Origin of the sequence: Pseudomonas sp. B2021, assembly GCF_018135665.1 — a bacterium.
In the GTDB taxonomy this organism is placed as follows: Bacteria; Pseudomonadota; Gammaproteobacteria; order Pseudomonadales; family Pseudomonadaceae; genus Aquipseudomonas; species Aquipseudomonas lactis.
In genome coordinates this window covers 659,135-674,710 of the sequence record NZ_SMOF01000001.1, presented here as the reverse complement: position 1 = coordinate 674,710, position 15,576 = coordinate 659,135, and the positions used below count along the sequence as shown (strand labels likewise).

Here is a 15,576-nt window from a genome sequence, read left to right as displayed (position 1 = left end):
AATGCTCGGACATTCTGCTGGAGATGGCCGGTGAAAGCCCTCGACGAACTGACCTTCGACAACCGCTTCGCACGCCTGGGCGACGCATTCTCGACCCACGTATTGCCCGAGCCCCTCGACGAGCCGCGCCTGGTCGTCGCGAGCAAGGCGGCCATGGCCCTGCTTGACCTCGACCCGGCCGTGGCCCAAACGCCGGTGTTTGCCGAGCTGTTCGGCGGCCACAAGCTGTGGGCCGAGGCAGAGCCGCGTGCGATGGTGTATTCCGGGCATCAGTTCGGCGGCTACACGCCGCAACTGGGCGATGGCCGCGGGTTGCTGCTGGGCGAGGTCTATAACGAGGCCGGCGAGCATTGGGATTTACACCTCAAGGGCGCCGGGATGACGCCTTACTCGCGCATGGGCGACGGGCGGGCGGTGTTGCGCTCTTCGATTCGTGAATTCCTCGCCTCCGAAGCCCTGCATGCGCTGGGCATCCCCACCAGCCGCGCCCTGTGCGTGATCGGCTCCAGCACGCCGGTATGGCGCGAGAAACAGGAACGCGGCGCAATGGTTTTGCGCCTGGCCCACAGCCACATCCGCTTCGGGCACTTCGAATACTTCTACTACACCAAGAAACCCGAGCAGCAGGCCGAACTGGCCGAACACGTGCTGAACCTGCATTACCCCGAGTGCCGCGAGCAGCCCGAACCTTACCTGGCGATGTTCCGTGAAATCGTCGAGCGCAACGCCGAAATGATCGCCAAATGGCAGGCTTATGGTTTTTGCCACGGCGTGATGAACACCGACAACATGTCGATCCTGGGCATTACCTTCGACTTCGGGCCCTTCGCGTTTCTGGATGATTTTGACGCGCACTTCATCTGCAACCATTCCGACCATGAAGGGCGCTACTCCTTCAGCAACCAGGTGCCGATCGGGCAGTGGAACCTCAGCGCCTTGGCCCAGGCGCTCACGCCGTTCATCAGCGTTGACGCACTGAAAGAAGCCCTCGGCCTGTACCTGCCGCTGTATCAAGCGCACTACCTGGACCTGATGCGCCGCCGGCTGGGGCTAACCACCGCCGAAGAAGACGACCAGACGCTGGTGGAGGGTTTGCTCAAGCTGATGCAAAACAGCGGTGTGGACTACACGCTGTTCTTCCGCCGCCTGGGCGACGAATCGGCGACGTTAGCCGTGGCGCGGTTGCGTGATGACTTTGTCGACATGGCCGGGTTTGATGCCTGGGCCGAGCGGTACAAGGCCCGTGTTGCACGGGATGGGGATTACACCCAGGAACAGCGCCGTGAGCGGATGCATGCGGTGAACCCGCTGTACATCCTGCGCAACTATCTGGCCCAAAACGCCATTGCTGCCGCCGAGGCTGGGGACTACAGCGAAATTCGGCGGCTGCATGAGGTGCTGTCCAAACCGTTTGAGGAACAGGCGGGGATGGAGCAGTACGCGCAGCGGCCGCCGGATTGGGGCAAGCATTTGGAGATTAGTTGTTCGTCGTGACCCCTTAGATAAAGGTCTCCACCGACACCCCGAAACGCTCGGCCAGCCAACGAATCTGGCGCACGTTGAGCTGGCGCTTTCCGCTCAATATCTCTGAGACGACTGATTGCGCCCCAACGCCCGGGAGGTCGCTCTGGGTGAGGTTGTGCTCACGCATCATGTAGCGCAGCACATCGACCCCGCTGGCGACTGGCATTGGGCGATGCTCACGATCATAAGCTTCGATCCAGTCGCTCAGAATGTCGACCAGGCTCATCAGTGGGCTGTCCTCGTCTTCACCCACCAGACTCAATAGCTCGTCCAAGCCGCACACCAGTGCGTCGTAGTCTGCGTCGTTTTCCGGCTTGCGCAGCACAGGCGAAACGAACTGCCAGTGCTCTGCCGCCACTCGCATAAGTGCGCTCATCTGATTTTTTCCTTCCATTTGTTTTTCTCATAATCACGGTGGTCAAGCAGGTGTTTGATGTAAACGCGCTGCATTCGATACTGCACCGACGCAATCAACCTCAGCTTGTTACCGCCAATATCAAATACATGAAATTCACCTACCTTGTCGGTGGCGGGAAACATGGCTTTCATTGCGGCAAAGTCCTTGGGGGCGTTGCGCTTGATCACGCGATACCACTGATCCAGAGCCGTTGCAGAGCGCGGCCATTTTCCTTTTGCTTCCCAGATCCTGCTTTCACTGATGACTCGCATGCAACGTCCTTATCGCATCTTGCTATGGAGGTTAAACCTGAATTCGAGCTATCGCAATTTGCTATAGCCGCAAACAGACCGGTGGCGCACAACAAAAAGCCTAGCCACACCGCTCACGCTGGCGAGAACGAAAATGTGAGCGGATAAGTATCTATATCCTTGATAAACCTCTGTCTCGACACCAAATACCCAACTGGCCAAACCCAGGAGTCTCCGATGTCCGCACCTCTTGTAATCCCCTGCCCACATTGCAACGGCCTCAACCGCATCCCCGGCGAACGCCTGGGTGACGCGCCCAAGTGTGGGCGTTGCAAGCAGTCGGTGTTGCTGAGCAAACCCTTTGATTTGAAACAGGGTGACTATGCCAGCCAGATCAAGGGCGACCTGCCGCTTTTGGTCGATGTGTGGGCCGACTGGTGCGGGCCGTGCAAGTCGTTTGCGCCGGTATTCGAACAGGCCGCCGGGCAGTTGGAAGGCAAGTGCCGGCTGGCGAAGCTGGACAGTGAAGCTAACCAGCACCTGTCGGCGCAGTTGGGGATTCGCTCGATTCCCAGTTTGATTCTGTTCAAGAACGGCCGCGAAGTGGCGCGCCAGAGTGGGGCATTCCCGTTGCCGCAGTTGATGAGCTGGTTGCGTAGCCAGGGGGTGTAAACAGCCCCCCTCAAACAACTCGGTCAATGTGGGAGCCGGCTTGCCTGCGATGCAGGCGACTCGGTCTGCCTGGTACACCGAGGTGATGCCATCGCAGGCAAGCCAGCTCCCACATTAGATGCATTTCATGCGTTAGGTCAGCGGGGCTTCGTGGTCCATCATCTGGCTGACCAGCATGACGCCCAGTTCGCTTAACTGGTGGATGGCCAGCGCTACGTCGCGGTGTTCGCCGGTGAGGTCGTTGGACAGGTTGAGTAGCAAGGTGCGCACCGAAGAGAAGGTTTCGTAGCTGTTGAGCACGAGGGTTTCGGTGGGGAGGTTGGGTGAAACGGTATAGAGGTTAGCCATGGATCGTCTCCGGGTTGGGGAGCCGCAACCAGCCCGCTACTAAACGGAGGGTGGCAGCTGTACGCAGGTTAGTAGACCGGGGAGACGCAACCGGCGCGCTCGAAAGCGCCCTCCGTACAGCCACCATCGAATCCAGGAAGATCCTGATCGACGATTTGCCGTACGTCTCACCACGGGCTACTAAACCCGATCACTGAACATTCAGCGACCGGCAAACCTTAGAGACGCCCATCCAGACGCACAAGCCGGCGGATTCTGGCGTAGCTGTAGGCAAGGTTACAAGGCACAAGCCCAATTGCCAGACCCTTCCTACAGACCCTGTGGGACAAATCCAACTCACCTGCCGAAATGCAATCCAAACTGTGGGAGCTGGCTTGCCTGCGATAACGGTGTTCCAGGCGACACATTGACTCAATGTGCCGCCCTCATCGCGGGCAAGCCCGGCTCCCACAGTGTTCGATGTTGCCTGTGGGGTCAGGCATTTTCCAGCAAGTTATGCAGCTCCACAAACTGCTGCGTCAGCTTATGCCGAGGGTCCAGATGAATCAGCGGCTTGCTCTCCTGGTGCGACTCACGCATACGCACAGAGCTTGCAAGGTACACCGGCAGTACCGGCAGCCCTTCGGCAATCAACTCATCGAGAATCTGCTGCGGCAAACTCGCACGAGCCTGAAATTGGTTGACCACAATGCCTTCCACTTCCAGGCCTTCGTTATGGTCGTCCTTCAGTTCTTCGATCTCTGCTAGCAGGCCATACAAAGCCTGGCGCGAAAAGCTGTCGCAATCGAATGGAATAAGCACGCGATCAGCGGCAATCAGCGCCGAAACCGCATAAAAATTCAGCGCTGGCGGCGTATCCAGGTAAATCCGGTCGTAATCCTCGCTCAACTCATCCAGCAGCTTTCGCAGCTTGTTGATCTTGTGCTTGGCTTCGAGCTTGGGCTGCAGGTCTGCCAGCTCGGCGGTGGCGGTGATCACGTGCAGGTTGTCGAACGGCGTTTCGTAGATATCCACCTTGTTTTTCTTCGAAAACGGCCCGGAAGACAACGTCTGCTTGAAAAAATCCGCGATCCCCATGGGGATGTCGTCGCCCGTCAGCCCGGTGAGGTACTGGGTTGAGTTGGCCTGTGCATCGAGGTCCACCAACAGGGTTCGATAACCTTCGCTGGCGCTGACCGCCGCCAGGTTGCAGGCGATGCTGGACTTGCCCACGCCGCCTTTTTGATTGAACACCACGCGCCGCATGGAAAAACCTCCGTGTATCAATGAATGCCCGAGTGTAGAGCGCAAAAGCGCCCATTAGCTACCTCGTTCATCAGGGCGCCGCATCTGGCTAACAAACAAATAGGAGTGCGCCTATTCCACACTCGATCAGCCATGACCAAGAATCTGTAAGTTCTTCCAACTTAATTTGTGATCAATAGTGAACAAATTTTCACCACTATTTGCTAGAACTCCACGGCACCGGGATAATGCGCGCCATTCGGCCATTGCTCCCTGTCCCGGAATCCGGGGCCATTGGCCGCACATGGAAGCCCGCAGGGGCGGGATAACTTCTCAGTGATCAACTTCAACATCGCCCAATGGCGCGCCTGGGCTCCTGGCCTTGAGAGTGCGGACGACTGGCACGCCTGGTGCCGGGACCCGGTGTTGCTGCCTGCCAGCGAAGCGTCCCCCGATGTGTCATTTTTGCCAGCTATGCAGCGCCGCCGCTTGAGCCGGCTGGCGCGCATGGCGTTCAGCGTCGGCTGGCCGCTGGCCGAGGGCCTTGAAGACCTGCCGCTGGTGTTCATTTCCCGCCACGGCGAAACCCCGCGCACCCTGGACATCCTCAGCGACCTGGCCAACGAGCAGCCGCTGTCGCCCACTCAGTTCAGCCTGTCGGTGCATAACGCGGTGATCGGCCTGTGGTCGATCCTGCGTAATGAAACCAGCGAGATGACCGCCCTCGCCGCCGCCGGCGATGGCCTCGAACACGGCCTGCTCGAAGCCGCCGCGTTGCTCAACGAAGGCGCACCCGCCGTGTTGCTGGTGATCACCGAAGAACAACCGCCCCAAGCCTATGCCAGCTGGATCACGGATGTACCCTTCCCCTACGCCCTCGGCCTGTTGCTCACGCCGGGCGACGAGTGGCAACTGGAACTCACCACCGGCACTGTCCAACTCACTCAAACCCAGTGGCCCCACGCCCTGAACCTGCTGCGCACCCTGCTGACCGATCAGGGCGCCTGCCAACATGCCTGGAAGAACCGAGTATGGAACTGGCAACGCAAGCCCTGACCCACAAGCCACGGCAGGCCTATTACTGGCGCCTGTTTGCCACGGCCCTCAGCTTTTGCCTGTTTGGCATCGGCGGGCTGTGCCTGCGTTTGCTGGTGTTTCCACTGCTCAGTTGCCTGCCGGGCGACGCCAGCCAGCACCAACGGCGTGCACGCCACACCATCAGTTGCCTGTTCTGGTTTTTTATTCGCTTGATGAAGGGCCTGGGCATTCTCACGTACAGCGTCGAGGGTGCCGAAAAGCTTGGCCGCCCTGGCCAGATGATCGTCGCCAACCACCCGTCGCTGATCGACGTGGTGTTCCTGATCGGCCTGATGCGCCAGACCAACTGCGTGGTCAAGCAGAGTCTGTTCCAAAACCCGTTCACCCGCAGCCCGGTGCGCGATGCCGGCTACATCAGCAACGACGGCAGCGCCGACATGCTCGATGCCGCAGCCGACGCCCTGCGCGCCGGCCAGACGCTGATCATCTTTCCCGAAGGCACCCGCACCACGCCCGGCGCGGCGCCGGCCTTTCATCGCGGCGGCGCGGCCATTGCGCTGCGCGGTGCGACAATCATCACGCCAGTGGTGATCAAGGTCAGCCCCACCACCCTGACCAAGGCCGAACCCTGGTATCGCATCCCCCACCGTCGATTTCACTTCAGTTTGCGCGTGGGCGCCGATATAGAGCCACAAGCGTTTGCCGCAGTCGGGCCCGCGCCCCAGGCTTCACGCAAGCTCAACGATCACCTGCATCACTATTTCATTAAGGAGCTCGCCGAAGATGAGCGACCAACACCGCCTTGAGCACGACATAAAGCTGCTGATCATCGAGGCCCTGGGCCTGGAAGACATCAGCCCCGAGGATATTGGCAGCGACCAGACCCTGTTTGGCGAAGGCCTGGGCCTGGACTCGGTCGATGCCCTGGAATTGGGCCTGGCGATCCAGAAAACCTACGGCATCAAAATTGATGCCGACGCCAAGGACACCCGCAATCACTTCACCAACGTGGCCAGCCTTGCGGCGTTCGTCACGGCCCGACAGGCAGCTTGAGACCGTACCATGCAAACTCGTGACGATATTTTCAACACCCTGCGCGACGCCTTGGTGGAACTGTTTGAACTGCCCCCGGAACGCGTCACCTTGGACGCCAACCTGTACCAGGACCTGGAAATCGACAGCATCGACGCCGTGGACCTGATCGACCACATCAAGCGTCAGACCGGCAAGAAAATTGCCGCCGAAGAATTCAAGGCGGTACGCACGGTGAACGACGTGGTAGAGGCGGTGTACCGTCTGGTCCAGCCCGCCGCATGAGCCGGCTGATCGGCCTTGGCCTGTTATTGGCGGGGCTGCTGTACCCCTTCGCGGTGTATTACGGCACCGAGCACTTTGCACCCTGGCAGTTCGGCTTATTGCTGGGCAGCCTGTGGCTGCTGCGCGCGCTCACCGCTGCGCAGCGCCCGGGCAGCCGGTGGATGGCGGTGGTGGTGATCGTGTTTTGCCTGGCGCTGGCCTGGTTCGATAACCCGCAGTGGCTGCGCTGGTACCCGAGCCTTGTCAGCGCGTTTATGCTGGCGCTGTTCGGCCTTAGCCTGAAGTACGGCCCGCCGATGGTCGAGCGCCTGGCGCGCATGACCGACCCGCACCTGCCGCCCCACGCGGTGGTGTATACCCGCCGGGTCACCCTGGTGTGGAGTGTGTTTTTTCTCTGTAATGGCCTGCTCGCCGCCGCGCTCACCCTGTGGGCGCCGCTGAGCTGGTGGACGTTGTACAACGGCCTGATCGCCTACGGGTTGATGGGGCTGTTGTTTGCCGTGGAATGGCTGGTACGACAAAGGGTTCGAGGCCGCGTATGAAAGGGTTGAAACTTGAGCATTTGCTGCTTGAGCCACTGCGGGATCGTGGGGTGACTACCGAGCCCGCCATGAATCACGCGCAACTGTGCGAGCGCTCCTTGAGCCTCGCCGCAGGCTTGCAGGCCCAGGGCATCCGGCGCCTGGCCGTGCACCTGGAAGACGCCGGGCTGCTGGCGATTGCGCTGCTGGCCGCCTGGCGGGCCGGTGCGAGCGTGCTGCTGCCCGCCGACCTGCAACCCCAGACCCGCCAACGCTGGGCCGCTGCCGTGGATGCCTGGCTGGTGGACGCCAGCGACCTGGACGCGCTGTATCAAGCGCCCTTGAGCGCCGCCGCCCTCGACCTGGACAACTGCCAACTGAGCCTGTGCACCTCCGGCTCCAGCGGCGAGCCCAAGCGCATCGACAAGTCCCTGCGCCAGCTGGCCAATGAAGTAGAGGCCTTGGAAGCGCTGTGGGGCGCAGACCTCAAAGGCGCGTGCATCATCGGCAGCGTCGCCACCCAACACATCTACGGTTTGCTGTTTCGCGTGTTGTGGCCGCTGTGCGCCGGTCGCACTTTCGTGCGCAAGCAACTGGCGTTCCCCGAAGACATGCAGCGCGCCAGCCGTGAGCACCCGCAATTTGCCTGGGTTGCCAGCCCGGCGCTGCTTAAGCGCATGGGCGACAACCTTGACTGGCCGGCACTGAGCCAGGTTGCACGGGTGTTTTCCTCCGGTGGCGCGCTGCCGATTGATGCGGCCGGCAGCCTCTACGACCGCTTGCAGCAATGGCCGACAGAAATCCTCGGCAGCTCGGAAACCGGCGGCATCGCCTGGCGCCAGGGCGCGCAGCCCTGGCAGCCGTTTGCAGATGTGCGACTGAGCCAGGATGCCGAGGGCGCTTTACGCATCGCCTCAAAGTACCTGCCTGAAGGGCATATCGAACAAACCGCCGACGCCGCACGCATCCATGCCGATGGCCGGTTTGAACTGCTGGGCCGCCTGGACCGTATCGTCAAGCTGGAAGAAAAACGCATCTCCCTGCCGATGCTGGAACAGGCGCTGATCGCCCATGAATGGGTCGCCGACACCCGCCTGGGCGTGGTGCAGGAAAACCGCGCGTCCCTGGGCGCCGTGGTGGTGCTCAGCGAGGCGGGGCTGCATGCGCTGCGCAACCAGGGGCGCCGCACCCTCACCCAAACCCTGCGCCAGCACCTGAGCCAACATTGCGAAGCCCTGGCCTTGCCGCGCCGCTGGCGTGTGCTGCGCCAATTGCCGCTGAACAGCCAGGGCAAGCTGCCCCAGGCCGATATCGAAGCTTTGTTACTGGCGCCTCGCCCCAAGGGGCCTGAGGTGTTGGCGCAAGTCGAAACCGAAGGTGAATGGACCTTGCAACTGAGCATCCCACCGGACCTGGCGTATTTCAGCGGGCACTTCCCGGTCACCCCGGTTTTGCCGGGGGTGGTGCAGGTGGAATGGGCGTTCAACCTGGGCCAGCAATTGCTCGACCTGCCCACCCGGTTCGCCGGCATGGAAGTGCTCAAGTTCCAGCAACTGGTGCGCCCGGGCGATCACATCGAACTGCACCTGCGCTTTGATCGGGAGCGTAGCAAGCTGTACTTCGCCTATCGCAATGGGGTTGCTGCCTGCTCAAGCGGGCGGATAGTGCTGGAGGCCGCGCATGCATAACCCCTGCGCTTTAATCCCGGTGTACAACCACGAAGCCGCCGTGCCAGCCGTGGTCCACAGTGTGCTGAAAAGCGGCCTGCCCTGCCTCTTGGTCGACGATGGCAGCAGCGCCGCGTGCGCAGCCGTGCTGGCGCAGTTGGCGAGGCTGGACAACGTCACCCTGCTGACCCTGCCCAGCAACCAGGGCAAGGGCGGCGCCGTGATGGCCGGTTTCCGCGAGGCAGCGCGCCTGGGCTACACCCACGCCCTGCAAGTGGACGCCGATGGCCAGCACGACCTGCGCGAAGTCGAGACCTTTATCCACACCTCACGCCAGCACCCCGACGCCGTCATCTGCGGCTACCCCGAATACGACGACAGCGTGCCCAAGGGTCGCCTGTACGCACGTTACCTGACCCACGTTTGGGTGTGGATCAACACCCTGTCGCTTGAGATTCGCGACTCGATGTGCGGCTTTCGCGTGTACCCGCTGGCGCCGACCCTAGCGCTGATGGACTCGGCCTACATCGGCACGCACATGGATTTCGACTCGGACATCCTGGTGCGCCTGGCCTGGCGCAACCAGCCCATGCGCTGGCTGCCCACCCAGGTGTACTACCCCGCCGACGGCCTGTCGCACTTTCGCTTGTTGCGCGACAACCTACGCATCAGCGCCATGCACACGCGGTTGTTCTTCGGCATGCTCGTGCGCGCGCCGATGATCCTGTGGCGACGGTGGCAAGCATGAACGACAGCACCAAGCACTGGGCCGACCGCGAAGAACGCGGCAGCTTCTGGCTGATGAAGTTCACCGCGGTCGCGGTAAAAGTCCTCGGCCGTCGCCTGTTGAGCCCGTTGCTCTACAGCATCGTGTTTTACTTCTTCCTGTTCGGCCGCACCGCACGCCACAGCGCCTGGCAATACCAGCAGCGCCTGGCGCAGTGGAGCGGGCGCGACGACCTGCTGCCGAGCCACCGCACCGTCTTTGCCCAGTTCATGGCTTTTGCCGATTCGCTGCTGGACAAGCTCGACGTGTGGAACGGCAAGCTGCGCCTGGAGCAAATCGAGATCAATGACCCGGCGCAGTTGCGCAGCCAACTGCGTGGCGAGCGCGGGCAAATGCTGGTGGGCGCACACCTGGGCAACCTGGAAGTGTGCCGCGCCCTGGCGGAGATCGGTGAGCAGGTCACCATGAATGTACTGGTGCACACCAAGCACGCCGAGCGTTTCAACCGCCTGCTGGGCGAGGCTGGCGCGACCCATTTACGCCTGATCCAGGTCAGCGAACTGGACCCGGCCACCATGCTGCTGCTCAGCCAGCGCCTGGACGATGGCGAGTGGCTGGCGATTGCCGGCGACCGTATCCCGCTGCACGGCGGGCGCACGGTGCGCGTGGACTTCCTCGGCCATACGGCGGCATTCCCCCAAGGCCCATGGCTGCTGGCGGGCTTACTCAAGTGCCCGGTCAATCTGCTGATGTGCCTCAAGCACCAGGGTCGCTATCGCCTGACCATCGAGCCCTTTGCCGATTTGATCGAATGGAAGCGCAGCACCCGCGAGCAGGTTATCGCCCTGTGGACCGCCCGCTACGCCGCACGCCTGGGCCAGTTCTGCCTGCAAGCGCCCCAACAATGGTTCAACTTTTACCCTTTCTGGAAGACCGATGACCACGCCTCTTGAGCCCATCACCTTTGGTGAACGCCCCCTGCGCATCGAAGACGTGCTGGCCCTGGCCAACCGCCAGGTGCCCACTCGCCTGCAGGACGATGCCGCGTACCGCCAACGCATCGCCAAGGGTGCGCAGTTCCTCGACTCGCTGCTGGACAAGGAAGGCGTGATCTACGGCGTGACCACCGGCTACGGCGACTCCTGTGTGGTGGCAGTGCCGCTGGAGCACGTCGAAGCGTTGCCGCGTCACCTGTACACCTTTCACGGTTGCGGCCTGGGCAAGTTGCTCGACGCCCAAGCCACCCGCGCCGTGTTGGCGGCGCGTTTGCAGTCGCTGTGCCATGGCATGTCGGGTGTTCGCGTGGAGCTGCTGGAACGCCTGCATGCCTTCCTCGAAAACGATGTATTGCCACTGATCCCGGAAGAAGGCTCGGTGGGCGCCAGCGGTGATCTGACGCCGCTGTCCTACGTGGCCGCGACCTTGTCCGGCGAACGTGAAGTGCTGTTCCGCGGCGAACGCCGCCCGGCGGCCGACGTACACCGCGAACTGGGCTGGGAGCCGCTGGTATTGCGGCCCAAGGAAGCCCTGGCACTGATGAACGGCACCGCCGTGATGACTGGCCTGGCCTGCCTGGCCTTTGCCCGCGCCGACTACCTGTTGCAACTGGCCACGCGCATCACCGCGCTCAATGTGGTGGCCCTGCAAGGCAACCCCGAACACTTCGACGAGCGCCTGTTCGCCGCCAAACCACACCCTGGGCAGATGCAAGTCGCCGCGTGGCTGCGCAAGGATCTGGCCATCGACGCGCCCACCGCCCCCCTGCATCGCCTGCAAGACCGTTATTCGTTGCGCTGCGCGCCCCACGTGCTCGGCGTATTGGCGGACAGCCTGAACTGGCTGCGCTCGTTCATCGAGATCGAACTGAACAGCGCCAACGACAACCCGATCATCGACGCCGAAGAAGAACGCGTGCTGCATGGCGGGCACTTCTACGGCGGGCATATCGCCTTCGCCATGGACAGCCTCAAGACCCTGGTCGCCAACGTTGCCGACCTGCTCGACCGCCAGCTCGCACTGTTGGTGGATGTGCGCTACAACCATGGCCTGCCGAGCAACCTGTCGGGCGCCCCGGCTGATCGCGCGATGATCAACCATGGCTTCAAGGCCGTGCAGATCGGCACCAGCGCCTGGACCGCCGAAGCGCTGAAAAACACCATGCCGGCCAGCGTGTTCTCACGCTCTACCGAGTGCCACAACCAGGACAAGGTGAGCATGGGCACCATCGCTGCCCGCGATGCGATCCGCGTGCTGGAGTTGACCGAACAGGTGGCCGCCGCGACCCTGCTCGCCGCCAACCAGGGCGTGTGGCTGCGCGCCCAGGCCGGGGATGCCCGGCCACTGCCGCCGGCGCTGGCCGCGATGCATGCAGAGCTGGCCCAAGACTTTGCGCCGGTCATCGAAGACCGCGCCCTGGAAGGCGAACTGCGCCTGTGCCTGCAACGCATCGCCGCGCAACACTGGAGGCTGCATGCGTAGCCCGGGCGTGTTGCACAGCGACACTGAAATCCTCGTGCCGTTTTTCGACATCGACACCATGAACGTGGTGTGGCACGGGCATTACGTGAAGTACCTGGAAGTGGCGCGCTGTGCGTTGCTGGACAAGATCGGCCATAACTACACGGCGATGCTCGAAGCCGGCTACGCGTGGCCGGTGATCGACATGCAGCTACGCTATGTGCGCGGCGCGACCTTCGGTCAAACGATCAACGTGCGCGCCAGCCTGGTGGAATGGGAGAACCGCTTGAAGGTGAACTACCTGATTACCGACCGGGCCAGCGGCGAGCGCTTGACCCGCGCCAGCACCGTGCAAGTAGCGGTGGACATCGCCAGCCGCGAAATGCAACTGGCCTCGCCCAAGATATTTACCGACGCCGTAGAAAAGGCCCTGAAATGCTGACCCCTGTGGGAGCGGGCTTGCCCGCGAAGATCCTGAGAGCCCTGCTGAGTGTCAGGCAACCCGCGTTATCGTTAACGTCCTTCGCGGGTAAGCCCGCTCCCACAGGGTTCCTGCTCATCCTGTTGTTATGCATTCCCAACTTGGCGAATGCCTTCGACCTGCAGCAGTTGAGCGATCAGCTTGCCAAACCCTCCGTGATCCACGGCCACTTCACCCAGGAAAAACACCTGCGCGCCCTGCCCCAGCCGCTAGTGAGCAAAGGCACCTTCGTGCTCGCCAAGGATCACGGCCTGCTGTGGCTGTTGAAAACCCCGCTGCAACAGGACTACCGCATTACAGCTCAAGGCATTGCCCGCCGCGACGCCAATGGCTGGCAACTGCTGCCAAACAAGAGTGCCGGCGCCGAACAGAATCGTTTGTTCCTGGCGGTACTGCAGGGTGACAGCAGTGGCCTGCAACGCGACTTCGACCTGCAACTGCAAGGTGAGGCCCAACAGTGGAAGCTCACGCTGACCCCACGCTCGCTGCTGCTCAAGCAAGTGTTCACCCAGATCACTATCGACGGCGGCGCGCTGGTGCACAGCATTGAACTGCTGGAAACCCAAGGCGACAGCACGCTGCTGCGCATGCAGGACAGTACCGCCGACCAGCCGTTGAGCGATGCGGAGCAACACGACTTTGCCCAGTGAACGCCTGCTGCCGCGCCTGTTCCTGACCCTGCTGGTGGCCGTGCTGGCCCTGGCCGGCTGGCAGTGGCGTGATGGCGCGCCGTTGTCGGCCAACCTGATGGAGCTGGTGCCCGGCAGCACGCCAGACGCCCTGGAGCTGCAAGCCGAACAACGCATGCAAGAGCCGCTCAACCGCGAAATGCTGGTACTGGTGGGGCATGCCGACCGTCAGCAAGCGGTGGCCGTGGCGCAGCAACTGGGTGAACGCTGGCAGGCCAGCGGCCTGTTTGAAAAGGTGCAGTGGAACCTGCAAGCCGACTTGCCAGCATTGCGCGAGCAACTGCTGCGTGGGCGTTTGTCGATGCTCTCGTCCAAGGACCGCGAACAACTGACCCAACAGCCTGAGGCGTTCATCCAGCAACGCGTGCAATCGCTGTTCGACCCCTTCACAGGTTTCAGCCTGGTGCCCAGCCAGGACGATTGGCTCGGCCTGACAGGGCGCATCCAGAACAGCCAACCGCAACACGGCGCGGTGCAAATGGACATCGGCAGCGGCGCCTTGATCGCCGATGCCGACGGCAAGAGTTGGGTGCTGCTGCGGGCGCGCACTACCGGCAACGCCTTCGATATGAAACTGCCACTGCAAGTGGCGGACTTGCTGAAGGCCAGCCGCGAGCAAGCCGGCGCACACGGCGCGCAACTGCTCGCTGCCAGCGGTTTGCTCTATGCGGCCAACGGGCAACAACAGGCCACTCGGGAAATGACCTGGGTCGGCGGCGGCGCCACCTTGGGCATCCTGTTATTGCTGTTGCTGGCGTTCCGGCGCTGGCGGGTGTTGCTGGCGTTCGTGCCGGTGCTGGTGGGCATGCTGTTTGGCGCGGTGGCGTGCGTGGCGCTGTTTGGGCATATGCATGTGATGACCCTGGTGCTGGGTTCCAGCCTGATCGGCGTAGCGGTGGATTACCCGCTGCATTACCTGTCCAAAAGCTGGAGCCTGCAGCCGTGGCGCAGTTGGCCGGCGTTGCGCCTGACCCTGCCGGGGCTGAGCCTGAGCCTGGCCACCAGTGCTATCGGCTACCTGGCGCTGGCCTGGACGCCGTTCCCGGCGCTGACACAGATTGCGGTGTTCTCCGCTGCCGGTTTGGTCGGTGCCTATTTGTGCGCCGTGTGCCTGTTGCCCGCGCTGCTCAAGGGCGTGGAACTGCGCCCGGCGCAATGGCCGCTGCGTGTCGCCCAAAGCCTATGGCAGCTACGCACGGCCCTGCTCAAACACGTGCCCGGTTCGGTACTGCTGGTGTGGGTGCTGCTGTTCTGCACTGCAGGCCTGTGGCAACTGAACACTAAAAACGATATCCGCCAATGGATCGGTGCGCCGCCGCAGTTGCTACAGGAAGCCCAGGCCGTGGCGCGCATCACCGGGTTCCAGCCCACCAGCCAGTTTTTCCTGGTGCGGGCGGACAATCAGCAGCAGTTGCTGGAACGCCAGGCCGCCCTGGGCAAACGCTTGGATCAGTTGGTGCAGATGGACAAGCTCCAGGGCTATTTGGCGCTCAATCAACTGGTCAACCTCCCCGATGAGCAACAACAGCTGCGCGAGGCGCTGAGCAACCTGGCGCCATACTGGCAACCGCTACTGGACCTCGGCGTGCCCCTCACTGCCCTGCAAGCCGAAGTGGCGCAGTTGCAGGCGCTGCCCACCGCAGACATCGACGCCGCACTGCGAGGCCCGCTGGCCGAGCCCTGGCGGACGCTGTGGCTCGGCCCGGTGAACGGCGGCGTGGCGGCCATGGTCAGCCTGCAAGGCTTGAACAACCCGGCGTTGCTACGGGTGCAGGCGCTGGACTTGCCCGGCGTGCAGCTGGTGGATCGCCTGGGTGACTTGAACCGGGTGTTTGCCGACACGCAGATCAGCGCTGCCGAATTGAAGTTGCTGTCTTGCGTGCTGATCGTGCTATTGCTGATTGCGCCCTTCGGCGTTGGCGGCGCCTTGCGTATCGTCGCCCTGCCGCTGCTGGCCGCGTTGTGCAGCCTGGCCAGCCTCGGTTGGCTGGGCCAGCCACTGACCCTGTTCAGTCTGTTTGGCCTGTTGCTGGTCACGGCCATCAGCGTTGACTATGCGATTTTGATGCGCGAGCAGATCGGCGGTCCCGCCGTCAGCCTGTTGGGAACACTGCTGGCGGCGCTGACGACCTGGTTGTCGTTCGGCCTGCTGGCGGTCTCCAGTACACCGGCCGTGAGCAATTTCGGCTTGTCGGTCAGCCTGGGCCTGGCGTTCAGCTTTATGCTGGCGCCCTGGGCCGGCAGGCAGAAACACGCCTTATGA

Annotated in this window: 18 protein-coding genes; 14 read left to right on the top strand and 4 right to left on the bottom strand. The window is 62.5% G+C overall.

What is annotated here, in order from left to right; genetic code table 11:
- The first annotated feature begins 30 nt into the window (after nucleotides 1-30).
- Nucleotides 31-1,494 carry a protein adenylyltransferase SelO gene (locus E1K68_RS03050; protein ID WP_003187965.1) on the top strand — a complete coding sequence of 488 codons (1,464 nt, stop codon included), beginning with the start codon at nucleotides 31-33 and terminating at the stop codon, nucleotides 1,492-1,494.
- A 4-nt stretch (nucleotides 1,495-1,498) separates the two neighbouring features.
- On the opposite strand, the gene E1K68_RS03045 is transcribed toward E1K68_RS03050, so the two are convergent.
- Nucleotides 1,499-1,900 (bottom strand): transcriptional regulator, encoded by a 402-nt coding sequence (locus E1K68_RS03045; RefSeq protein WP_003187963.1) that lies wholly within the window; start codon nucleotides 1,898-1,900, stop codon nucleotides 1,499-1,501.
- Nucleotides 1,897-2,193, bottom strand: coding sequence for a type II toxin-antitoxin system HigB family toxin (locus tag E1K68_RS03040; protein WP_003187960.1), 297 nt, complete (start codon nucleotides 2,191-2,193; stop codon nucleotides 1,897-1,899). The genes E1K68_RS03045 and E1K68_RS03040 overlap by 4 nt, the downstream gene beginning before the upstream one ends.
- Before the next feature lie 216 nt (nucleotides 2,194-2,409).
- On the opposite strand from E1K68_RS03040, the gene trxC reads away from it, so the two are divergent.
- The gene (gene trxC, locus E1K68_RS03035; protein WP_169913018.1) at nucleotides 2,410-2,844 is read left to right on the top strand and encodes a thioredoxin TrxC; all 435 of its coding nucleotides are present in this window, start codon (nucleotides 2,410-2,412) and stop codon (nucleotides 2,842-2,844) included.
- 132 nt (nucleotides 2,845-2,976) lie between these two features.
- Here trxC and E1K68_RS03030 read toward each other — a convergent pair whose 3' ends face one another.
- Both E1K68_RS03030 and E1K68_RS03025 read right to left on the bottom strand, forming a co-directional pair.
- On the bottom strand, nucleotides 2,977-3,192 hold the full coding sequence (locus E1K68_RS03030; RefSeq protein ID WP_212613763.1) for a DUF6124 family protein: 216 nt from the start codon (nucleotides 3,190-3,192) through the stop codon (nucleotides 2,977-2,979).
- Nucleotides 3,193-3,666: 474 nt separating this feature from the next.
- Nucleotides 3,667-4,437, bottom strand: coding sequence for a ParA family protein (locus E1K68_RS03025; protein WP_020301660.1), 771 nt, complete (start codon nucleotides 4,435-4,437; stop codon nucleotides 3,667-3,669).
- A gap of 315 nt (nucleotides 4,438-4,752) precedes the next feature.
- Between E1K68_RS03025 and E1K68_RS03020 the strand changes: the two genes are divergently transcribed.
- The 12 genes from E1K68_RS03020 to E1K68_RS02965 are packed head-to-tail and all read left to right on the top strand — an operon-like array spanning nucleotide 4,753 to nucleotide 15,576.
- Nucleotides 4,753-5,472: a beta-ketoacyl synthase chain length factor gene (locus tag E1K68_RS03020; protein ID WP_003187954.1), complete on the top strand. Its 720-nt coding sequence runs from the start codon at nucleotides 4,753-4,755 to the stop codon at nucleotides 5,470-5,472.
- On the top strand, nucleotides 5,448-6,260 hold the full coding sequence (locus tag E1K68_RS03015; protein WP_003187953.1) for a lysophospholipid acyltransferase family protein: 813 nt from the start codon (nucleotides 5,448-5,450) through the stop codon (nucleotides 6,258-6,260). Before E1K68_RS03020 ends, E1K68_RS03015 begins: the two co-directional genes overlap by 25 nt.
- Nucleotides 6,238-6,507, top strand: coding sequence for a phosphopantetheine-binding protein (locus tag E1K68_RS03010; protein WP_003187951.1), 270 nt, complete (start codon nucleotides 6,238-6,240; stop codon nucleotides 6,505-6,507). Before E1K68_RS03015 ends, E1K68_RS03010 begins: the two co-directional genes overlap by 23 nt.
- A 9-nt stretch (nucleotides 6,508-6,516) precedes the next feature.
- Nucleotides 6,517-6,771: an acyl carrier protein gene (locus E1K68_RS03005; RefSeq protein WP_003187949.1), complete on the top strand. Its 255-nt coding sequence runs from the start codon at nucleotides 6,517-6,519 to the stop codon at nucleotides 6,769-6,771.
- Nucleotides 6,768-7,313 (top strand): membrane protein, encoded by a 546-nt coding sequence (locus E1K68_RS03000; RefSeq protein WP_034134724.1) that lies wholly within the window; start codon nucleotides 6,768-6,770, stop codon nucleotides 7,311-7,313. Before E1K68_RS03005 ends, E1K68_RS03000 begins: the two co-directional genes overlap by 4 nt.
- Nucleotides 7,310-8,980, top strand: coding sequence for an AMP-binding protein (locus E1K68_RS02995; protein WP_212613762.1), 1,671 nt, complete (start codon nucleotides 7,310-7,312; stop codon nucleotides 8,978-8,980). The genes E1K68_RS03000 and E1K68_RS02995 overlap by 4 nt, the downstream gene beginning before the upstream one ends.
- Entirely contained in the window at nucleotides 8,973-9,707 is a 735-nt protein-coding gene (locus E1K68_RS02990; RefSeq protein ID WP_212613761.1) for a glycosyltransferase family 2 protein, read from the top strand. Before E1K68_RS02995 ends, E1K68_RS02990 begins: the two co-directional genes overlap by 8 nt.
- Nucleotides 9,704-10,639 (top strand): glycosyl transferase, encoded by a 936-nt coding sequence (locus E1K68_RS02985; protein WP_003187943.1) that lies wholly within the window; start codon nucleotides 9,704-9,706, stop codon nucleotides 10,637-10,639. The genes E1K68_RS02990 and E1K68_RS02985 overlap by 4 nt, the downstream gene beginning before the upstream one ends.
- The gene (locus E1K68_RS02980) at nucleotides 10,623-12,164 is read left to right on the top strand and encodes an aromatic amino acid ammonia-lyase (protein WP_212613760.1); all 1,542 of its coding nucleotides are present in this window, start codon (nucleotides 10,623-10,625) and stop codon (nucleotides 12,162-12,164) included. Before E1K68_RS02985 ends, E1K68_RS02980 begins: the two co-directional genes overlap by 17 nt.
- Nucleotides 12,157-12,585, top strand: coding sequence for an acyl-CoA thioesterase (locus tag E1K68_RS02975; RefSeq protein WP_057709589.1), 429 nt, complete (start codon nucleotides 12,157-12,159; stop codon nucleotides 12,583-12,585). The genes E1K68_RS02980 and E1K68_RS02975 overlap by 8 nt, the downstream gene beginning before the upstream one ends.
- Nucleotides 12,579-13,274 (top strand): outer membrane lipoprotein carrier protein LolA, encoded by a 696-nt coding sequence (locus E1K68_RS02970; protein ID WP_094774357.1) that lies wholly within the window; start codon nucleotides 12,579-12,581, stop codon nucleotides 13,272-13,274. Before E1K68_RS02975 ends, E1K68_RS02970 begins: the two co-directional genes overlap by 7 nt.
- Nucleotides 13,246-15,576, top strand: coding sequence for an MMPL family transporter (locus tag E1K68_RS02965; RefSeq protein ID WP_212613759.1), 2,331 nt, complete (start codon nucleotides 13,246-13,248; stop codon nucleotides 15,574-15,576). Before E1K68_RS02970 ends, E1K68_RS02965 begins: the two co-directional genes overlap by 29 nt.